Here is a 16920-nt window from a genome sequence, read left to right on the forward strand (position 1 = left end):
GGCGGAGGGGACCGCAACGCGGGAGCGTCTCCTCAGGGCGAGTGCTCCGTCAGCCGGTCCAGAAACGCCGCCTGGGCCTTGACGATCAGTTCGCGGGCCCGGTCGAGGCCGAACCACGCCACGCGGTCCAGCTCGGGGAACTCAGCGAACCGGCCCGAGCGCGGCGGCCACTCCATCCGGAACGTGCCGGGCGCGATCGTCGTCGGGTCGAGGTCAGCCTCGATCGCCCAGACGGTGACGAGCTTGCCGCCGCTCTGCTTGACCTCGCCCAGGGCGACGGCCTCGCCGTCGGGCGGGGGCAGACCCAGTTCCTCCTCGAACTCGCGGCGCGCGGCCGCCCAGGCGGACTCACCGCTCTCGTACTCGCCCTTGGGGACGGTCCACGCGCCGGCGTCGCGCCGGGCGAAGAAGGGGCCGCCCATGTGACCGAGCAGGACCTCGCGGCCGTCGCCCGCGGGACGGTGCAGCAGCAGGCCGGCGCTGCGCCTCACGGCCTCACCTCCGGGTGCGCCGCGAGCAGCGTCTCCACCGTGTCGGCGTCCTCGGGGCTCTTGTCCTCCCGGTAGCGGAGCACGCGGGCGAAGCGGAGCGTGACGCCTGCCGGGTAGCGGGTGGAGCGCTGCAGACCGTCGTAGGCGATCTCGACGACCAGTTCCGGGCGTACGGTCACGACGTGGCCGTCGTCGTCGACGGCGAGCTGCCGCAGCCGTTCGGTCTGCCAGGCGAGCATCGCGTCGGTCATGCCCTTGAAGGTCTTGCCGAGCATCGCGAGGCCGCCGTCGGAGGTGCGGGCGGCGAGGTGGAGGTTGGACAGCTTGCCGGTGCGGCGGCCGTGGCCCCACTCGGCGGCCAGGACGACCAGGTCGAGTGTGTGGACGGGCTTGACCTTCAGCCAGGCCGCTCCGCGCCGGCCCGCGCTGTAGGGGGCGTCCAGTGCCTTGGCGACGACGCCCTCATGGCCGCGCTTGAGCGTCTCGGCGAGGAACTCGTCCGCCGTGGTCTCGTCCTGCGGCCCCGACACCAGCGCGCGCCGCACCCGCAACGGCTCGGGGACCAGGCGGGCCAGCTCGGTGTGCCGCTCGGTGAACGGCAGGTCGAGCAGGTCACGGCCGTCGACGGACAGCGCGTCGAAGAAGACGGGGGAGACCGGGATCGCGCGGGCGGCCGTCGCGACGTCCGTGCGGGAGCCGACACGACCCGCGGTCTCCTGGAACGAGCGGGGACGCCCGCCCTCGTCGAAGGAGATCACCTCGCCGTCCAGGATGAACCGCTCACCCCGCAACTCCAGCGCCGCGGCCGTCACTTCGGGCAGGCGGTCGGTGATGTCGTCGAGGGTGCGGGTGTAGAGGCGCACGCTGCGGCCGTCGCGGTGCACCTGGACGCGGATGCCGTCGAGCTTCTCCTCGACCGCGCAGGCACCGAGCTTCTGCACCGCCTCGGCCAGCGAGGAGGCGCTGTGCGCCAGCATCGGCCAGACAGGGCGGCCGACCGTGAGGCGGAACCTCTCCAGCGCGGGCGGGCCGTCCGCGAGCAGGGCCTCGGCGACAGCCTGGAGGGAGCCCGACAGCATCACGGCCCGCCGCACGCCGGCCGGGGGCGCCCCGGTCGCCTGGGCCAGCCCCTCGACCGCGACCGCGTCCAGCGCGCCCTGCCGGACCTCGCCGGTGAGCAGTCCCAGCAGGAACCGCTGCTCCTCCTCGGTGGCCGCGCCCATCAGTGCGCCCACGAGCCGGGTGCGCTCGGCCTGGGATCCTGGGCCGGACACCTCCGCCAGCTCCGACAGCCGGGCGTCCACCTCCCGGACGGTCAGCCCCGGCTCGGCGGCCGGGGCGACCGGACGGCCGAGCACCTTCCAGCCGACGCCGATGCGGCCCTGAGGCAGCCGTCCCGCCAGATACGGGATGACGATCGGCACGTCCTCCGCCTCGGCGTCGCGGAAGAGCTCCGCGAGCAGGGCCGTCTTCCGGGACCGCGCCGAGGTGGCGGCGACCTCCTGGGACACTCGGGCCAGCCGGTGCAGAAGCATGCAGTCATGGTGCACCATCAGAGCCTGGTGCACGCTCGCCGGGCTCGTCGCCAGCACTCCGAACGGCTGGTCGCGCACCTCCCAGCCGTGGCAGAACGGGCAGTGCAGCACGTCCCGTCCGAACCGCTCCGCGACCCCGGGGACCGTCGGCAGCTCGTCCTTAAGGCCCGTCGCGACGACCAGCCGCCGCGCCCGCACCGTCCGGCCGCCGGACAGCACCACGGTGAAGTGCTCGCCCTTGCCCACCTCCACCACCCGCTCGCGCGCCAGCTCCACGCCGTAGCGCGCGATCTCCTCCCGGCCCGCCGCCAGGAACTCGGCGGGCGGCATCCCGTCCCGCGACAGGTAGCCCCGCATGTGCGCGGCGGGCGCGTTGCGCGGCTCGCCCGCGTCGACCACCAGCGTGCGGTGCCGGGCCCGTCCCAGCACCAGTGCGGCGGACAGCCCCGCGGCACCCCCGCCGACGACGACCACCGCGTACTCCTCGGTCATGGTGACCACCTCCGCTGCCGAGCGTCGCCCCGGACCGCGGGATTGACAAACGGCTTTGCCGAACCTGCAATACGGACATGACGACGGACGAAGTGCTCGCGGGCGTGGGCCCCCGGCTGCGGCAGATACGCAAGGACAGGGAGGTGACCCTGGCGGAGCTCTCCGAGACCACCGGCATCTCCGTCAGCACGCTCTCCCGGCTGGAGTCCGGCCTGCGTAAACCCAGTCTGGAACTGCTCCTGCCCATCGCGCGCGCCCACCGGGTGGCCCTGGACGAACTGGTCGGGACCCCGCCCGTCGCCGATCCGCGGGTGCGGTCGAAGCCCGTCGTGACGGGAGGCCGTACCCACTGGCCGCTCACCCGTCAGCCCGGCGGCCTCCAGGCCTACAAGGTGCTGGAACCCCGGCGGAAGCCGGAGCCGGAGCCGCGGACGCACGAGGGGTACGAGTGGCTGTACGTGCTCTCCGGGAAGCTGCGCCTGGTGCTGGGAGAGCACGACGTGGTGCTCAAGGCGGGCGAGGCGGCCGAGTTCGACACCCGGGTGCCGCACTGGTTCGGGTCGACGGGGGAGGGGCCCGTGGAGTTCCTCAGCCTGTTCGGGCCGCAGGGGGAGCGGATGCATGTGCGGGCGCGGCCGAAACGCCCGTGACGCACGCGATACGGGACGGCCCGGGACCTTTACGCCGGTGGGTGTTCCCTGGGAGGCAAGCGACCGCTTAGTATGCGAACCGACCCCGGTCAGACGAAGCAGTCCCCCGTGGAGGCACCGCATGCAGGCATGGCACGTGCACGAGAACGGCGAGCCGAGCGAGGTGATGCGGCTCGAGGACGCGCAACCGCCCACGCCCGGCGACGGCCAGGTCCTGCTGAAGGTGCGCGCCGCGAACGTCAACTTCCCCGACGCCCTGCTGTGCCGCGGCCAGTACCAGATCAGGCCGCCACTGCCGTTCACCCCGGGCGTGGAGATCTGCGGCGAGACCGAGGACGGCCGCCGGGTGATCGCCAACCCGGTGCTGCCCCACGGCGGCTTCGCCGAGTACACCGTCGCGGACGCAGCCGCCCTGCTCCCCGCGCCGGACGCCCTCGACGACGCGGAGGCCGCCGCCCTGCACATCGGCTACCAGACCGGCTGGTTCGGCCTGCACCGCAGAGCCGGTCTGCGTGCCGGCGAGACCCTGCTCGTCCACGCTGCCGCAGGAGGGGTCGGCAGCGCTGCCGTGCAGCTCGGAAAGGCCGCCGGAGCCACCGTCATCGGTGTCGTCGGCGGCTCCGCCAAGGCTGCCGTCGCCCGCGGGCTGGGCTGCGACGTCGTCGTCGACCGGCGCGCCGACGACGTCGTCGCAGCAGTGAAGGAGGCCACCGGCGGCCGGGGCGCCGACGTGATCTACGACCCGGTCGGCGGCGAGGCCTACACCCAGTCCACCAAGGTCGTGGCCTTCGAGGGGCGGATCGTCGTCGTCGGCTTCGCCGGCGGCACGATCCCCAGCCCCGGCCTGAACCACGCCCTGGTGAAGAACTACTCGATCCTCGGCCTGCACTGGGGCCTGTACAACACCAAGAACCCCAAGCTCGTCCAGCACTGCCACGAGCAGCTCACCGGGCTGGCCGCGCAGGGCGCGATCAAGCCGCTGGTGAGCGAGCGCGTCCCGCTCGTCGGCGCGGCCGCCGCCGTGCAGAAGGTGGCGGACGGCCTGACCACCGGCCGCGTCGCGGTCGTCCTGGAGGAGTCAGCATGACCGACGTCGACGAACTGCGCCGCCGCACCCGCGCGTTGCTCGCCGCCCACCCGCCGGCCTCCACCGACCGCCTGGACTTCCTCCGGGCCCGCTTCGACGCCGGGCTGGCCTGGGTGCACTACCCGGAAGGCCTCGGTGGGCTCGGCGCGCCCCGCTCCCTCCAAGCCGTCGTGGACGCCGAGCTGGAGGCGGCCGGGGCGCCCGACAACGACCCGCGGCGCATCGGCATCGGCCTCGGCATGGCCGCGCCGACGATCCTCCAGTACGGCACCGAGGAGCAGAAGCGCCGCTACCTCCGGCCGCTGTGGACGGGCGAGGAGGTCTGGTGCCAGCTGTTCAGCGAGCCGGGGGCCGGATCCGACCTGGCCGCGCTCGGCACCCGCGCGGTACGCGAGGGCGACGACTGGGTGGTCAACGGGCAGAAGGTCTGGACGTCCAGCGCCCACGTGGCGCGCTGGGCCATCCTCATCGCGCGCACCGACCCTGACGTGCCCAAGCACCGGGGCATCACCTACTTCGTGTGCGACATGACCGACCCGGGTGTCGAGGTGCGGCCGCTGCGGCAGATCACCGGCGAGGCTGAGTTCAACGAGGTGTTCCTCACCGGCGTCCGCGTCCCCGACACGCGGCGCCTCGGCGAGGTCGGCGATGGCTGGAAGGTCGCGCAGACCACGCTGAACAACGAGCGCGTAGCCATCGGCGGGATGCGGCTGCCCCGTGAGGGCGGCATGATCGGCCCGGTCTCCCGGACCTGGCGCGAGCGGCCCGAGCTGCGCACCCACGACCTGCACCAGCGGCTGCTGAAGCTGTGGGTGGACGCCGAGGTCTCCCGCCTCGCCGCCGAGCGGCTGCGCCAGCAACTCGTCGCCGGCCACCCCGGCCCCGAGGGCGCCGGCATGAAGCTCGCCTTCGCCCGTCTCAACCAGGAGATCAGCGGCCTGGAGGTGGAACTCCTCGGCGCGGAGGGCCTGTTGTACGACGACTGGACCATGCGGCGCCCGGAGCTGGTCGACTTCACCGGACGTGAGGCCGGCTACCGCTACCTGCGCTCCAAGGGCAACAGCATCGAGGGCGGGACCAGCGAGGTCCTGCTGAACATCGTCGCCGAGCGCGTCCTGGGCCTGCCCGCCGAGCCGCGCACCGACAAGGACGTCGCCTGGAAGGACCTGGCCCGATGAGCGCACAGCCCGACCTGCTGTACTCGGAGGAGGAAGAGGCGCTCCGCGCTGCCGTCCGCGACCTGCTCGCCGACCACTGCGACGCCCCCGGCGTCATCGCCCGCACCGAGTCGGACACCCCGCACCACCTGGCCCTGTGGAAGGCTCTCACCGACGGCATGGGTCTGGCCGGCCTGCTGGTGCCCGAGGAACTGGACGGCCAGGGCGCCTCGCACCGCGAAGCCGCCGTCGTCCTGGAGGAACTCGGCCGCGCCGTCGCCCCCGTGCCGTACCTGACGAGCGCGGTCGTCGCCACCGAGGCGCTGCTGGCCTGCGGCGCCGACGGCCTGCTGCGCGATCTGGCGTCCGGTACGACGATCGCCGCCCTCGCCGTCGGCCTGCACAGCGCACCGGGCGCCCCGTACGCCACCGTCCGGCACGACAGCGGCCTGCTGCGCGGCGAACTGACCGGCGTCGCCGACGCGGCCGTCGCGGACGTGCTGCTGGTCCCGGCCGACGACGGCGGCCTGTACGCCGTCGACGCCGCCGCCGTGACCGTCACGGGGCAGACGTCCCTGGACCTGACCCGGCCGCTCGCCACCGTCACCCTCGACGGAGCCGAGGGCCGGCGGCTGGGCGACGCCGGACCCGCCGTCCGCCGGGGCCTGCGCGCCGGGGCCGGGCTGCTCCCCTCGGAGCAGCTGGGTCTCGCCGACTGGACGCTGGCGGAGACCGTCCGCTACCTGAGGGAACGCAAGCAGTTCAACCGGCCCGTCGGCGGCTTCCAGGCGCTCAAGCACCGCCTCGCCCAGCTGTGGCTGGAGGTCGTCAACCTCCGCGCCGCCGCCCGCAACGCCGCCGACGCCCTCTCCAGCGGCCAGGACGCCGAGGTGGCCGTGGCCGTCGCCCAGGCCTTCGCCGCGCCGGTGGCCGTCCACGCCGCCGAGGAGGCCGTGCAACTGCACGGCGGCATCGGCATGACGTGGGAACATCCGGCGCACCTCTACCTGAAGAGGGCGAAGGCCGACTCGATCGCCTACGGCACGGCCGGCGCCCACCGGGCGGCGCTGGCCGCACTGGTGGATCTCCAGGCTCCCTGACGCCCACCGAGCCGGCGTCCGGAAGGGCCCGCGCACTGCGACGCAGAAGCCCGCCCCATCCGGGGCGGGCTTCCCCCCGGACGCTGCGGCGCCCGGTCAACTCCACGTAGGCGTCTGCCCCTTGGAGCTTGCGGAACCCCATACTCGCAGGGTTCCCGCACGGCACTCCCAGGGAGGCAGAGCATGGCCCTCACCACCCGTCGCAGAGCCCTCACCACCCTCGGCGCGGCCCCCGCGCGCCCGGGCCGGCACGGCCGCCCTGCCCGCTGCCGACGCCCTGACCGGCCAACGACAGCACGGCCGGTCCCGTTGTGGCAGGCCCACGCCCACCACGACTATGAACATCCGCGTCCTCTGCTCTGCGCCCTCGCCCACCGCTTCGGCAGCGTCGAGGCCGACGTCCACCTCGTGGGCGACGGCTCCTCGTCGCCCACGACCCCAGGGACCTCGACCCGTCCCGCACCCTCGAGTCCCTCTACCTCGCTCCGCTCGCCGACCGCGTCCGCGCCAACCGAGGGCGCGTGTACGGGGGATACCGCGGATCGCTGCACCTCCTCGTCGACCTCAAGACCGAGGCACCTCCACCTACCTCGCGCTCGACCGCCTTCTGCGGCGCCACCGGCACCTGTTCACGACGTACGCGCACGGCCGCGTCCACCGCGGCCCCGTCACCGTCGTGGTCTCCGGCGACCGCGCAGCCCGCGCCCCGATGGAGGCCCAGACCGTCCGCCGTGCCTTCTACGACGGTCGGCTCGCCGACCTCGGCAGCCGGACACCGGCCTCCCTCATCCCCCTGATCAGCGACAACTGGACGCCCCACTTCGCTTGGCGGGGCACCGGCCCCTTCCCGGACGCCGGACGCGAGAAGCTGCGCGGCAACGTCCGGTCCGCGCACCGGCGGGGACAGCACGTCCGGTTCTGGGCGACCCCGGACCTGCCCGTGCCCGCCCGTGACGCGCTCTGGGGCGAACTCCTCGCCGCGGACGTCGACCACCTCAACACCGACGACCTCGCCGGACTCGAGGCGTTCCCCGACGTCCGGCGAGCCGGGTGGCCGCCCCTCCCGCGGGACACCACACGTTCGGCGGACAGGTCATCCGCCCGGGCGAACCCTCCGCTACGCCACACTTGCGGCCGAACGCCGTGAACCGGACAAGGCGGCGTGGCGGAGGAGTCGACGATGGCCATTTCCATCTCAGTGGTGCTGCTGCTCTTCATCCTGGCGGTGATCTTCCTGCGCAACGGCGGCCTGAAGGTCTCGCACGCACTGGTCTGCCTGCTGCTCGGCTTCTACCTGGCCAGCACGAGCATCGCGCCCACCATCCAGAGCGGCATCGTGGCCACGGCGGACATCGTCAGCAGTCTGCGGCCCTGAGGTCACGGTGCCGAGAACACACCGATGCCGTTCGGGACGGCGCGCTCGGCACCGCCGCTGGGATGGTTGCGCACGGAGACGGCACGCGCGCCGGCCTTGCGGGCGACCAGCGTCGACGAGCCGCCGCCGTCCAGGCTGAAGGCGTCGACCGAGCCCAGCTCGCGCATGGTGGCGGCCACTTCGGCGATCGTCAGGCCGCCGCGGTAGGCGGCGGCGCCGTCCAGAGCCAGCAGCACCACGCGCCGGCCTTCGTCGGCGATCCCCGCGGCCGTGCGGACCGCCGACGCCGTGTCGTCCAGACCCGGCAGCGGACTGCCGCCCCTGAGGACCGGGTACCCGCCGAGGGCGAGGCGGTAGGCGACGCCGCTCGTCGCCGCGACCAGACGGTGCTCGACCTCGACCGCCTCACCGGTGGCGAACTTCCGCAGCTGCTGGGCGCCCGCCTCCCGGCCGACCAGCACGGTCGTGCCCGCGGCGATGGGGCCGCTGCCGGGCGTGTCGGCGGCCGAGACGACCTTGCCGTCGCGGACCGTCACCTCGTAGGTGTCCGTGCTGCACGGCGCTCCCCGGTCCGTGTCCGTGCCGCAGGTGGCGCGCACCCGCGAGGCACTGCCCCACGCGGAGGTGAACGCGCCGACCGAACCCACCGGCAGGGCGTACTGGTTGAACCCCCCGAGCGGCAGTTCGGCCTCGGCGGTGCGGACGGAACCGTCGAGAGCCAGCCGGTCCAGGCGTGCCCGTCCGTCGGTGCCGACGCCGAACACCTCCTCGGTGGTCGTGCCCGGCGGCAGCGCCGGACCGAAGCGCTGGCCGTCCGGCACGGCCGCCTTCAGGGCCTGCCCGGCGGCGATCGCCGGGCCGACGCTCGCACCGGTCGCCTCCACCCCCGGATGCTGCGTCTCGGTGATGTTGAAGAAGTCGCCGTTGACCCCGGCGACCGCGCCCTGGGCGTCGGCCATCCGGGAGACCTGCGCGCGCGAGGCCACCGCCCCCGGGTGGAGGAGCTCCACCCGCACCCGGGGGTTGCCCAGGTCGACCCTCAGGACATGCGCGTGCGCCACCCCTTGGACCGCCTGGATGTCGAACTCCTCGTACGTGACGCCCGGCGCGACCCGCACGCGCTTGTGGGACGCCGTGGCAGGAGCCGCCTCCGCCAGGGACGCCCCGGCGAGCGCGCCGAAGGCCGTGAGGAACGCCAGTACCGCTCTGCCCGCTCTGTGCCGTCTGCCGCGACCCGCCACCGTGCCCCCTGATGCCTCGTCAACCGTCGGACCGTCAGAGGCAGTGCAGCAGACGAGGAGAGCCGGCGGGATGGCTCAGCGACGACCACGCGGGAACGGCTGGAAAACCCACCCCTCCGGGTGCTTCAGCCGTCACCCTTTCCGGTGCCGTACGGCGTGAAGTGCGCGGGCACGTGGTCGATCGACAGGTCGGGCCGCCACGCGGTGAGGGCCTGGGCGCTGCACACGAACAACTGCTCCGGCAGCCTGTCCAGGACGAACCAGCGCCAGCGGCCCACACTCTCCCCGGGCTGGTCCGACGGCTCACCCCGCCAGGCGGTGACCCGGGCCGCCACCGTCATCCGGACGACACCGCCCGCATCGTCCAGGAGCGTCCCGAGCAGCCGGACGTCCTCCGGCCGGGCCCGGAGCCCCGTCTCCTCGGCCAGTTCGCGCACGACCGTCTCCTGCAGCGACTCCCCGGGCTCCACCGTCCCGCCGGGCAGCTCCCACGTGCCGCGCCGGTGCCGGCCCAGCAGCAGTCCGCGCGGCCCGTGAACGATGGCGCCCGCGCCGAGCGCCGCATGGGCCGCCGACGGCTTGCCGACCCGCGGACGGGAGGTGACCCGGACGGGCCGGGTCACCCGGAAGAGCCGGTAGGACGCGTGGTTGCCGTCCTGCGGCGCGTCGAGCACGTCGACCTGCTCCACGCGCAGCCCGTACTCGGTGAGCAGGGCCGTCCACAGCGGGGTGGTGAGCACCCACATGTGGACGGTGACGTCGCAGCCGTCCGCCAGCCGCAGGATCTCGGGCCGGGCGCGACCCGCTCCGAGGGCCCCTCCCCCCGCGCGTTGGTGTGCAGCACGGCGAACAGCAGCCTGCCGCCGGGGGCGAGCGCCCCGGCCAGGGCGGGCAGCAACCGGTGCGGGTCGATGTACGGCACGGCGTTGACAAAGTAGACGACGTCGTACGGCTCGGACCGGTGCAGGTGCTCGACCGCGTCGGCCAGGACCAGCCGCAGCCCGGGGAGGTCGCCGTGACGGGCACGCGCCCGCTCCAGCTGCTCCGGCGAGGCGTCGACGGCGTCCATCACCGCCCCGTGTGCCCGCACCAGGTACGCCGCATGGCGCGCCGGACCGCAGCCGAGGTCCAGCACCCGCCGGCCCGCCGGCTCCCCCAGCGCCTCGATCCCGGGCCCCGCCCCCCTCGAACGCCCAGTCGATGCGCGCTGCTTCGGGCAGCGGTGTGCCGCGCCGGAGATGGTGTGCGCCGTACGTACGCCAGGCCTCGGCGTCGACGGCCTCGGGTTCCCGGGTCGTCAACGCTCAGCCGCCCGCCGCCGCGTCGCGCGGAAGCACCGTGACGCGGTGGAAGTTGCACCCGGCCGCCTCCGCGCCCTGCCGTGACGCGTGGCCCGCGGGCCGTGCCTGGTGGGACTTCAGGGCGATGCTCACCAGGCTCAGCAGCAGGTCTATGTCCGCCTCGCAGTCGAGGTGGACCGTCACCCAGCCGGATCCGGGGACCAGGCGGAGGGCGCTCGAACCGGCGAGGTCGTAGTGGAAGCGCTGGATGGCCCGGCTGGTGAGGTGGAGGTCGACGTCGCGTGAGGAGTGGAAGTGGACGATCTCGTCGCGGACGGAACGAAGCGCCCGTCCGGTACCGCAACTGGCCGGGCCCGCATTCAGATCGGGCCAGGCCTGCAGGCGCTCCATGGCGCGCTGGGCCAGACTCATGCTCCCATCGTCGCCTGCTTACCGGTCCGCAACCAGAGGTTGAGCGATTCGTAACCGGTACGTGAGGTGTGAAGGTGCTCATGAGATCCCATTTCAGGCGTGGTTGTGGACGGGTCCGAGAGAGCGCCGCGTGCCACGCGATGTCGGATGCGCGCACACCGGAACCGGGATTGCGACGAGCGTCGGCGTCGGGCACGAAGTCCGGGGGACCGGCCCGGAACCGCCTGATCAACGTACGACGCCTGCCGGTCGGTGCGAAGGAGGTGCCCGGTTTCCGTGGACGGCCCCGTAGATGTGGACAACTCGCTCACCCGGACGGGTGAGCGACGGTTTCCTGCGGTGCTCCGTCCGTCGGCGGCGCGCCTTCGTCAGGTCCGTTCTGCGACGGCCGCCGGGTCGTCCAGCACCGCGCGCACCACCGAGTGCGCGGCCCCCAGCAGCGGCCCCTGCGGCCCCAGCCGGGACACGGTCACGGGGCAGGCCGGACCCGCCGTACGCCGCGCCAACTCGTCCTGGAGGGAGGGCAGCAGCCAGGGTGCGAGAGCGGACAGTTCCCCGCCCAGCACCACGCTTTCCGGGTCGAGGAGGTTGACCGCGCCGGTCAGGGCGACGCCGAGTGCGGCGCCCGCCTCGCGCAGGGCGCGGCGGACGTCCTCGTCGCCCTCCGCGGCGCGTCCCGCGAGGAGCCCGACGCGGTCCTCGTCCGGCTCCAGGCCTGCCGCACGCAGCACGGCCTCCTCACCGGCGTACTGCTCCAGGCAGCCCCGCCCGCCGCAGGCGCACTCCGGCCCGTCGGCGCTGACCGGCACGTGCCCCAGCTCGCCCGCGAAGCCCCGCGTCCCGCGCAGCAGCCCACCGTCCACCACGACCGCCCCACCGATGCCGATCTCCGCCGACACGTGCAGGAAGTCGCGCGGGGTGCCGTCACCGAGCCAGAGCTCGGCGAGAGCCCCGAAGTTGGCCTCGTTGTCCACGGTCAGCGCAAGGTCCGGCGGCAGCAGCGCGCCGAGGTCCGTGTCGTGCCAGTCGAGGTTCGGCGCGCGGACGACGGTGCGGGCGTCGCGCGCCACCAGCCCCGGTACGGCCAGGGCCAGACCGGCGGGCCACAGGCCCTCGCCCTGCGCCTCGGCGACGACCTGACGGATCAGCTCGGTCAGCTCGGCCATGACGGGCCCGGGGGAGCGGCCGCGGTTCGCGCCCTGCCGCACCGCCCGCGCCCGGGTCGTGCCGCGCAGGTCGACCGCGCAGACCGCGAGGTGGTCGACTCCGACCTCCGCGCCGATCCCGGCCGGGCCGTGCCCGCTCACCGCGAGCGCGGAGCCCGGGCGGCCCACCCGGCCGGGCCGCTCCGGCCCCAGCTCCTCCAGCAGTCCGGCGCGGATCAGCTCGTCGACGAGCGTCGACACCGCCGCCCGGGTCAGGCCGATCCGTGAGGCGACGGCGGCCCGCGACAGCGGCCCCTCGGTGCGGACCGTGTGCAGGACGCGGGCGAGATTGCGGCGGCGCATGCCCTGCTGGGTGTCGGGCAGCGCGCGTCCCGGCCCGGCGGGACGGGCCTCGTGCAGCGGTGCGGTCATGCCAGACGCCAGTCCTCAGTCGGTGTTCGCGGGCCGCTCCAGCAGCGGAGCCGCGTCGGAGAGTACCCCGGCGATCCTGGCCAGCGTCTCCTCGTCCCGCTCCACCGCGTCGAGCACCGCCCCTGCGGCCGTGCCCCAGCGGCGTGCGACCGCCGCCGGATCCTCCCCGGTCAGCAGCCCGGCCGCCTGCGCGGCTGCGCCCAGCGCGACCAGCTCCCTGGCCTCGGGCACCTGCACCGGGCGCCCCGACAGCCGCCGCACGGTCTCCTGCCAGGCCCTGCCCCGGGCGCCGCCGCCGATCAGCAGCAGGGGAGCGGAGCGGTCGGCGTCCTCGTCCAGGACCAGGTCCAGCGCGCCGAGCAGGGAGTGCACGGCACCGTCGTAGGCGGCCTGGAGGAGCTGTCCGGCGGTGGTGTCGTGGCGCAGGCCGTGCAGCAGGCCGGAGGCGTGGGGCAGGTTCGGGGTGCGCTCGCCGTCCAGGTAGGGCAGCAGCGTGACCGCCGTGCCCTGCTCGACCGCCTCGCGGTCCAGGCCGAGCAGCGTCGCGACCCGGTCGACGGCGAGCGTGCAGTTCAGGGTGCACGCGAGGGGCAGCCAGTCGCCGCGGGCGTCGGCGAAACCGGCCACCGTGCCGCTCGGATCGGCGGGCCGGCTCCGCGAGACCGCGTACACCGTGCCCGAGGTGCCGAGGCTCATCACCGGCGCGCCCGGACGCACCCCGAGCCCCAGCGCCGCGGCGGCGTTGTCCCCGGTGCCCGGCGCCACCAGGGTGCCCTTGGAGAACGGCAGGTCGTGGCTGTCGCGCACCGTGCCCGCCACCTCGCCGGGCCGCACCACCCGCGGCAGCAGGGCGGGGTCGAGCCCGACGTTCGCCAGGATCTCCTCGTCGTAGGCCTCGGTGCCTGACGCCCACCAGCCGGTGCCGGAGACGTCGCCGCGGTCGGTGGCGCCCTGCCCGGTGAGCCGCTCGGTCAGGTAGTCGTGGGGGAGGCGCACCGCCTTCGTGGCGCGAACGGCGTCCGGCTCGTGCTCGGCCAGCCAGGCCCACTTGGTGACGGTGAAGGAGGCGGTGGGGACGCTTCCGGTGCGCTCGGCCCAGAAGGTCGCGCCGCCCAGGTCCTCCGTCAGACGGCGCGCCTGCGGGGCCGAGCGCACGTCGTTCCACAGCAGGGCCGGGCGCACCGGCTCGCCCCGGCCGTCCAGCGTCACCAGGCCGTGCTGCTGACCGCCGACCGAGACCGCGGCGGCCTCGTGCGCCGCGTCCCCGCACTGGTGCAGGGCCTCGCACAGCGCGTCCCACCACCGGCGCGGATCGCTCTCGCGCCCGGCCCCCGAGGAGACCGTGTGCGGCGCCTGGCCGCTCGCGACCACCCGGCCGGTGGACGCGTCGACCACCAGCGCCTTGGTCGACTGGGTGGACGAGTCCACGCCGACGACGAGCGGACCCTCGACTGCTGACATCGGGCTTCTCCCTACTGCGCGCGGCTGGTGTCTCCGTTCGGAGGCACCTGGTCTCTTCCCGGAGAGGTGCCCGCATACTAATTTGTAAATCGGCATGACGAAATACCCCCAGCGAGCAAGGAGCCGCGGCATGAGCTACCAGCCCACCCCCGACGACAGGTTCACCTTCGGACTGTGGACCGTCGGCTGGCAGGGACGGGATCCCTTCGGCGACGCCACGCGGCGTGCCCTGGACCCGGTCGAGACGGTGCAGCGGCTGGCCGAGCTCGGCGCCCACGGCGTCACCTTCCACGACGACGACCTGATCCCGTTCGGCTCGAGCGAAACCGAGCGCGAGGCCCACATCAAGCGCTTCCGGCAGGCGCTGGACGCCACGGGCATGAAGGTTCCGATGGCCACCACCAACCTCTTCACCCACCCCGTCTTCAAGGACGGCGCGTTCACCGCCAACGACCGCGACGTGCGCCGCTACGCGCTGCGCAAGACCATCCGCAACATCGACCTCGCCGCCGGGCTCGGCGCCGAGGTCTACGTGGCCTGGGGAGGCCGCGAGGGTGCCGAGTCCGGCGCCGCCAAGGACGTCCGCGCCGCCCTGGACCGGATGAAGGAGGCCTTCGACCTGCTCGGCGAGTACGTCACCTCCCAGGGCCACGACCTGCGCTTCGCGATCGAGCCCAAGCCGAACGAGCCGCGCGGCGACATCCTGCTGCCGACCGTCGGCCACGCCCTGGCGTTCATCGAGCGCCTGGAGCGCCCGGACCTGTACGGCGTGAACCCGGAGGTCGGCCACGAGCAGATGGCCGGGCTGAACTTCCCGCACGGCATCGCGCAGGCGCTGTGGGCCGGCAAGCTGTTCCACATCGACCTCAACGGCCAGTCCGGCATCAAGTACGACCAGGACCTGCGCTTCGGCGCCGGTGACCTGCGGGCCGCGTTCTGGCTGGTCGACCTGCTGGAGTCGGCCGGCTACACCGGCCCGAGGCACTTCGACTTCAAGCCGCCGCGCACCGAGGACCTCGACGGCGTGTGGGCCTCGGCGGCGGGCTGCATGCGCAACTACCTGATCCTCAAGCAGCGCGCCGCCGCCTTCCGCGCCGACCCGGAGGTCCAGGAGGCCCTGCGCGCCTCCCGCCTCGACGAACTGGCCCACCCCACCGCCGCGGACGGCCTGCAGTCGCTGCTCGCCGACCAGACCGCCTTGGAGTCGTTCGACGTCGAGGCGGCCGCGGCCCGTGGCATGGCCTTCGAGCGCCTCGACCAGCTGGCGATGGACCATCTGCTGGGAGCGCGCAACTGACGCCTTGTGGCCGGGGGTGCTGGTCGGTGGGTCTGGGGTGCGGGCCGGTGGGCCGGGGGTGCTGGTCGGTGGGTCTGGGGTGCGGGCGGGTGAGCGGGGTGTGTGGTGGTGCCGGCCGGTGGGTGTCACCCCCCGGTGGGGGCCACCCGCGTGGCGTGCTCGCCCAGCGGCACGGTCGGCTCCCCGCAGGTGGGGCACGTCGGCCGGTCATGGTGACCGGCCGACGTGCCTGACCTGCGGCGCGGCGTACGACGCACGCCGTCGGTCCGCGTCGGCTCCCGTGCGCCCCTCCCGCTCGGAGCCGTGCGCGGCGAGCCCGCCCGCCATGGCCCTGCCCGCCCGCCCGTACCGCCTCAGCCGCCCGGCCCGGGCCGGCACCGCACCCGCGGTTCCCGCTGCTCGTCGTGCTCCTGGCCGCCCGGCGACGTCAGGTCGCTCCTTGCGCTCCTGCCGCCGCTGGGTGACGGCGAGTCACTGCCCTGAGTGCGCCACGACCGCGTCGTCGGCCGCGAGGTGCGCCGACGCCAGCGCCGTGGCCGGGTCCGGGGCGGCTTGTCCCGCCGGCAGCCAGCGGCCGTCCTCCTCGCGGTACGGCCACCAGCGGCCGTCCCGGCCCAGACGCAGCTGGACCGGTGCGCCGACGACCGTCCACCGGTTGCCGTGCTCCCGCAGCCGTGGCCCCTCGTCCGCGTCCCAGGCCGCCTCCAGGGCGGCACGCGCGCGTGCGAGCGCCTCGCCCTCCACGCGCCACTCCTCGTCGAGCACCGCCAGTGCGTCCGCACCTCCGAGACGCCAGGCGCGGACGGCCGTCGCGAGCCCCTCCCGACCGTGTCCGGAACCCTCCGCGAGGCGGTCGGCCACCTGACCCTCCGGGTCGCCGGCGGCGAGCCGTACCGCGTCCTGCGATGCCGGCAACTCCTCCTCGTAGCCGCCCTGGAGCGCTTCCGCGAGCAGGCGACGGGCCTGTACGGCGGTCAGTGCTGCAAGGAACTCCAGCGCTGCCGGGTCGACTCCCTCGGCGGGTGGTGTCCCGGTGTCCAGGGAGGGCGGACGGCCCGGCTCGTCGGGGAGTTCGGGCAGGGCCGGCAGCGGGGGCAGGATGTCGCCCGCCGCGTAGGCCTCGGCCGCGTCCACGCCTTCGGACGCGCCGGAACCCGCTGCCGACGTCCCACTGCGCGCGTGGAGGTCCTCCATCAGGCCTGCTTCGCCGCGTCCCCGCATCAGCAGCAGGACGAACGGATCCTGGTCCAGCAGCCGCGCCACCTGATAGCAGAGCGCCGTCGTGTGCCCGCAGTGGTCCCAGCCTCCGCAGTCGCACCTCGGCTCCAGGTCGCCGAGGCCGGGGAGCAGGTCCACGCCCGCGGCCGCCGCGTCCTCGACCAGGTGCGGTGGCATCTCCCGGTCCAGCAGCGCCGCCATGTGTCCGGCCCGCTCGACCGTCATGTCCAGGAAGCAGTCCCACTGTTCCGGGGAGAGCCGCTCCAGCAGGACGTCGGCCCGGTGCGCCGTGCCGTCGCGGTCCTGCACGACGGCGGTCAGCCGGCCCGGGCGCACCGACACGGCGCCGACCGCTCCCGCCCGGGCGAGCCGGCGGCCCGACCTCAGCTGCGCGGTGTCCAGCGCCGTGTCCTCCAGCGCCTTCAGCCAGACCTGGCCCCACCAGGTCTGGGCGAAACCCCGTCCGCGCGCGGGCGGCAGTGCCGCGAACGTCCGCTCCGTGTCACCGTCGTGCCCGGTCATCCGAG

General features: G+C 74.4%; 14 protein-coding genes and 3 pseudogenes. 7 read left to right on the forward strand and 10 right to left on the reverse strand.

Annotated elements, in window-relative coordinates; genetic code table 11:
• Nucleotides 1–32 precede the first annotated feature (32 nt).
• From ACFW6P_RS13105 to ACFW6P_RS13115, 3 genes and pseudogenes are all read right to left on the reverse strand, one after another.
• Entirely contained in the window at nt 33–491 is a 459-nt protein-coding gene (locus ACFW6P_RS13105) for an NUDIX domain-containing protein (RefSeq protein WP_386423660.1), read from the reverse strand.
• Complete coding sequence (locus ACFW6P_RS13110) at nt 488–2026, reverse strand: ATP-dependent DNA ligase (RefSeq protein WP_386357667.1); 1539 nt, start codon at nt 2024–2026, stop codon at nt 488–490. Before ACFW6P_RS13110 ends, ACFW6P_RS13105 begins: the two co-directional genes overlap by 4 nt.
• A 78-nt stretch (nt 2027–2104) precedes the next feature.
• Nucleotides 2105–2518: pseudogene (locus ACFW6P_RS13115) on the reverse strand (FAD-dependent oxidoreductase); the annotation flags it as partial.
• 77 nt (nt 2519–2595) lie between these two features.
• Between ACFW6P_RS13115 and ACFW6P_RS13120 the strand changes: the two are divergent.
• The 6 genes and pseudogenes from ACFW6P_RS13120 to ACFW6P_RS13145 all read left to right on the forward strand — a co-directional run bounded on the left by ACFW6P_RS13120 (nt 2596) and on the right by ACFW6P_RS13145 (nt 7887).
• Complete coding sequence (locus ACFW6P_RS13120) at nt 2596–3168, forward strand: helix-turn-helix domain-containing protein (RefSeq protein ID WP_386357592.1); 573 nt, start codon at nt 2596–2598, stop codon at nt 3166–3168.
• Nucleotides 3169–3289: 121 nt separating this feature from the next.
• Nucleotides 3290–4255: an NADPH:quinone oxidoreductase family protein gene (locus ACFW6P_RS13125; RefSeq protein WP_386357590.1), complete on the forward strand. Its 966-nt coding sequence runs from the start codon at nt 3290–3292 to the stop codon at nt 4253–4255.
• Nucleotides 4252–5433, forward strand: coding sequence for an acyl-CoA dehydrogenase family protein (locus ACFW6P_RS13130; protein WP_386357588.1), 1182 nt, complete (start codon nt 4252–4254; stop codon nt 5431–5433). Before ACFW6P_RS13125 ends, ACFW6P_RS13130 begins: the two co-directional genes overlap by 4 nt.
• A complete protein-coding gene (locus ACFW6P_RS13135; RefSeq protein WP_386357587.1) occupies nt 5430–6512 on the forward strand; it encodes an acyl-CoA dehydrogenase family protein in 1083 nt (360 codons plus the stop codon). The genes ACFW6P_RS13130 and ACFW6P_RS13135 overlap by 4 nt, the downstream gene beginning before the upstream one ends.
• Nucleotides 6513–6695: 183 nt before the next feature.
• A pseudogene (locus ACFW6P_RS13140) lies at nt 6696–7557 on the forward strand (phosphatidylinositol-specific phospholipase C/glycerophosphodiester phosphodiesterase family protein); the annotation flags it as partial.
• Nucleotides 7558–7692: 135 nt separating this feature from the next.
• The gene (locus tag ACFW6P_RS13145) at nt 7693–7887 is read left to right on the forward strand and encodes a hypothetical protein (RefSeq protein ID WP_386357585.1); all 195 of its coding nucleotides are present in this window, start codon (nt 7693–7695) and stop codon (nt 7885–7887) included.
• A gap of 2 nt (nt 7888–7889) precedes the next feature.
• Here the strand turns inward: ACFW6P_RS13145 and ACFW6P_RS13150 are convergent, their stop codons facing one another.
• The 6 genes and pseudogenes from ACFW6P_RS13150 to xylB all read right to left on the reverse strand — a co-directional run bounded on the left by ACFW6P_RS13150 (nt 7890) and on the right by xylB (nt 13878).
• Nucleotides 7890–9128 (reverse strand): phosphodiester glycosidase family protein, encoded by a 1239-nt coding sequence (locus tag ACFW6P_RS13150; protein WP_386357583.1) that lies wholly within the window; start codon nt 9126–9128, stop codon nt 7890–7892.
• A 125-nt stretch (nt 9129–9253) separates the two neighbouring features.
• On the reverse strand, nt 9254–9874 hold the full coding sequence (locus tag ACFW6P_RS13155; RefSeq protein ID WP_386357581.1) for an NUDIX domain-containing protein: 621 nt from the start codon (nt 9872–9874) through the stop codon (nt 9254–9256).
• A 149-nt stretch (nt 9875–10023) separates the two neighbouring features.
• Nucleotides 10024–10263, reverse strand: a pseudogene (locus tag ACFW6P_RS13160) (class I SAM-dependent methyltransferase); the annotation flags it as partial.
• Between the two features lie 169 nt (nt 10264–10432).
• Nucleotides 10433–10840: a luciferase family protein gene (locus ACFW6P_RS13165; protein ID WP_386357579.1), complete on the reverse strand. Its 408-nt coding sequence runs from the start codon at nt 10838–10840 to the stop codon at nt 10433–10435.
• A gap of 368 nt (nt 10841–11208) precedes the next feature.
• Nucleotides 11209–12417, reverse strand: coding sequence for an ROK family protein (locus ACFW6P_RS13170; RefSeq protein WP_386357577.1), 1209 nt, complete (start codon nt 12415–12417; stop codon nt 11209–11211).
• Nucleotides 12418–12432: 15 nt separating this feature from the next.
• The gene (xylB, locus tag ACFW6P_RS13175) at nt 12433–13878 is read right to left on the reverse strand and encodes a xylulokinase (protein ID WP_386357576.1); all 1446 of its coding nucleotides are present in this window, start codon (nt 13876–13878) and stop codon (nt 12433–12435) included.
• A gap of 130 nt (nt 13879–14008) precedes the next feature.
• Between xylB and xylA the strand changes: the two genes are divergently transcribed.
• On the forward strand, nt 14009–15175 hold the full coding sequence (gene xylA, locus ACFW6P_RS13180; protein ID WP_386357574.1) for a xylose isomerase: 1167 nt from the start codon (nt 14009–14011) through the stop codon (nt 15173–15175).
• A 471-nt stretch (nt 15176–15646) separates the two neighbouring features.
• On the opposite strand, the gene ACFW6P_RS13185 is transcribed toward xylA, so the two are convergent.
• On the reverse strand, nt 15647–16915 hold the full coding sequence (locus ACFW6P_RS13185; protein ID WP_386357572.1) for an SWF or SNF family helicase: 1269 nt from the start codon (nt 16913–16915) through the stop codon (nt 15647–15649).
• Nucleotides 16916–16920 lie beyond the last annotated feature (5 nt).

This window comes from Streptomyces sp. NPDC058741 (assembly GCF_042746715.1).
GTDB lineage: Bacteria > Actinomycetota > Actinomycetes > Streptomycetales > Streptomycetaceae > Streptomyces.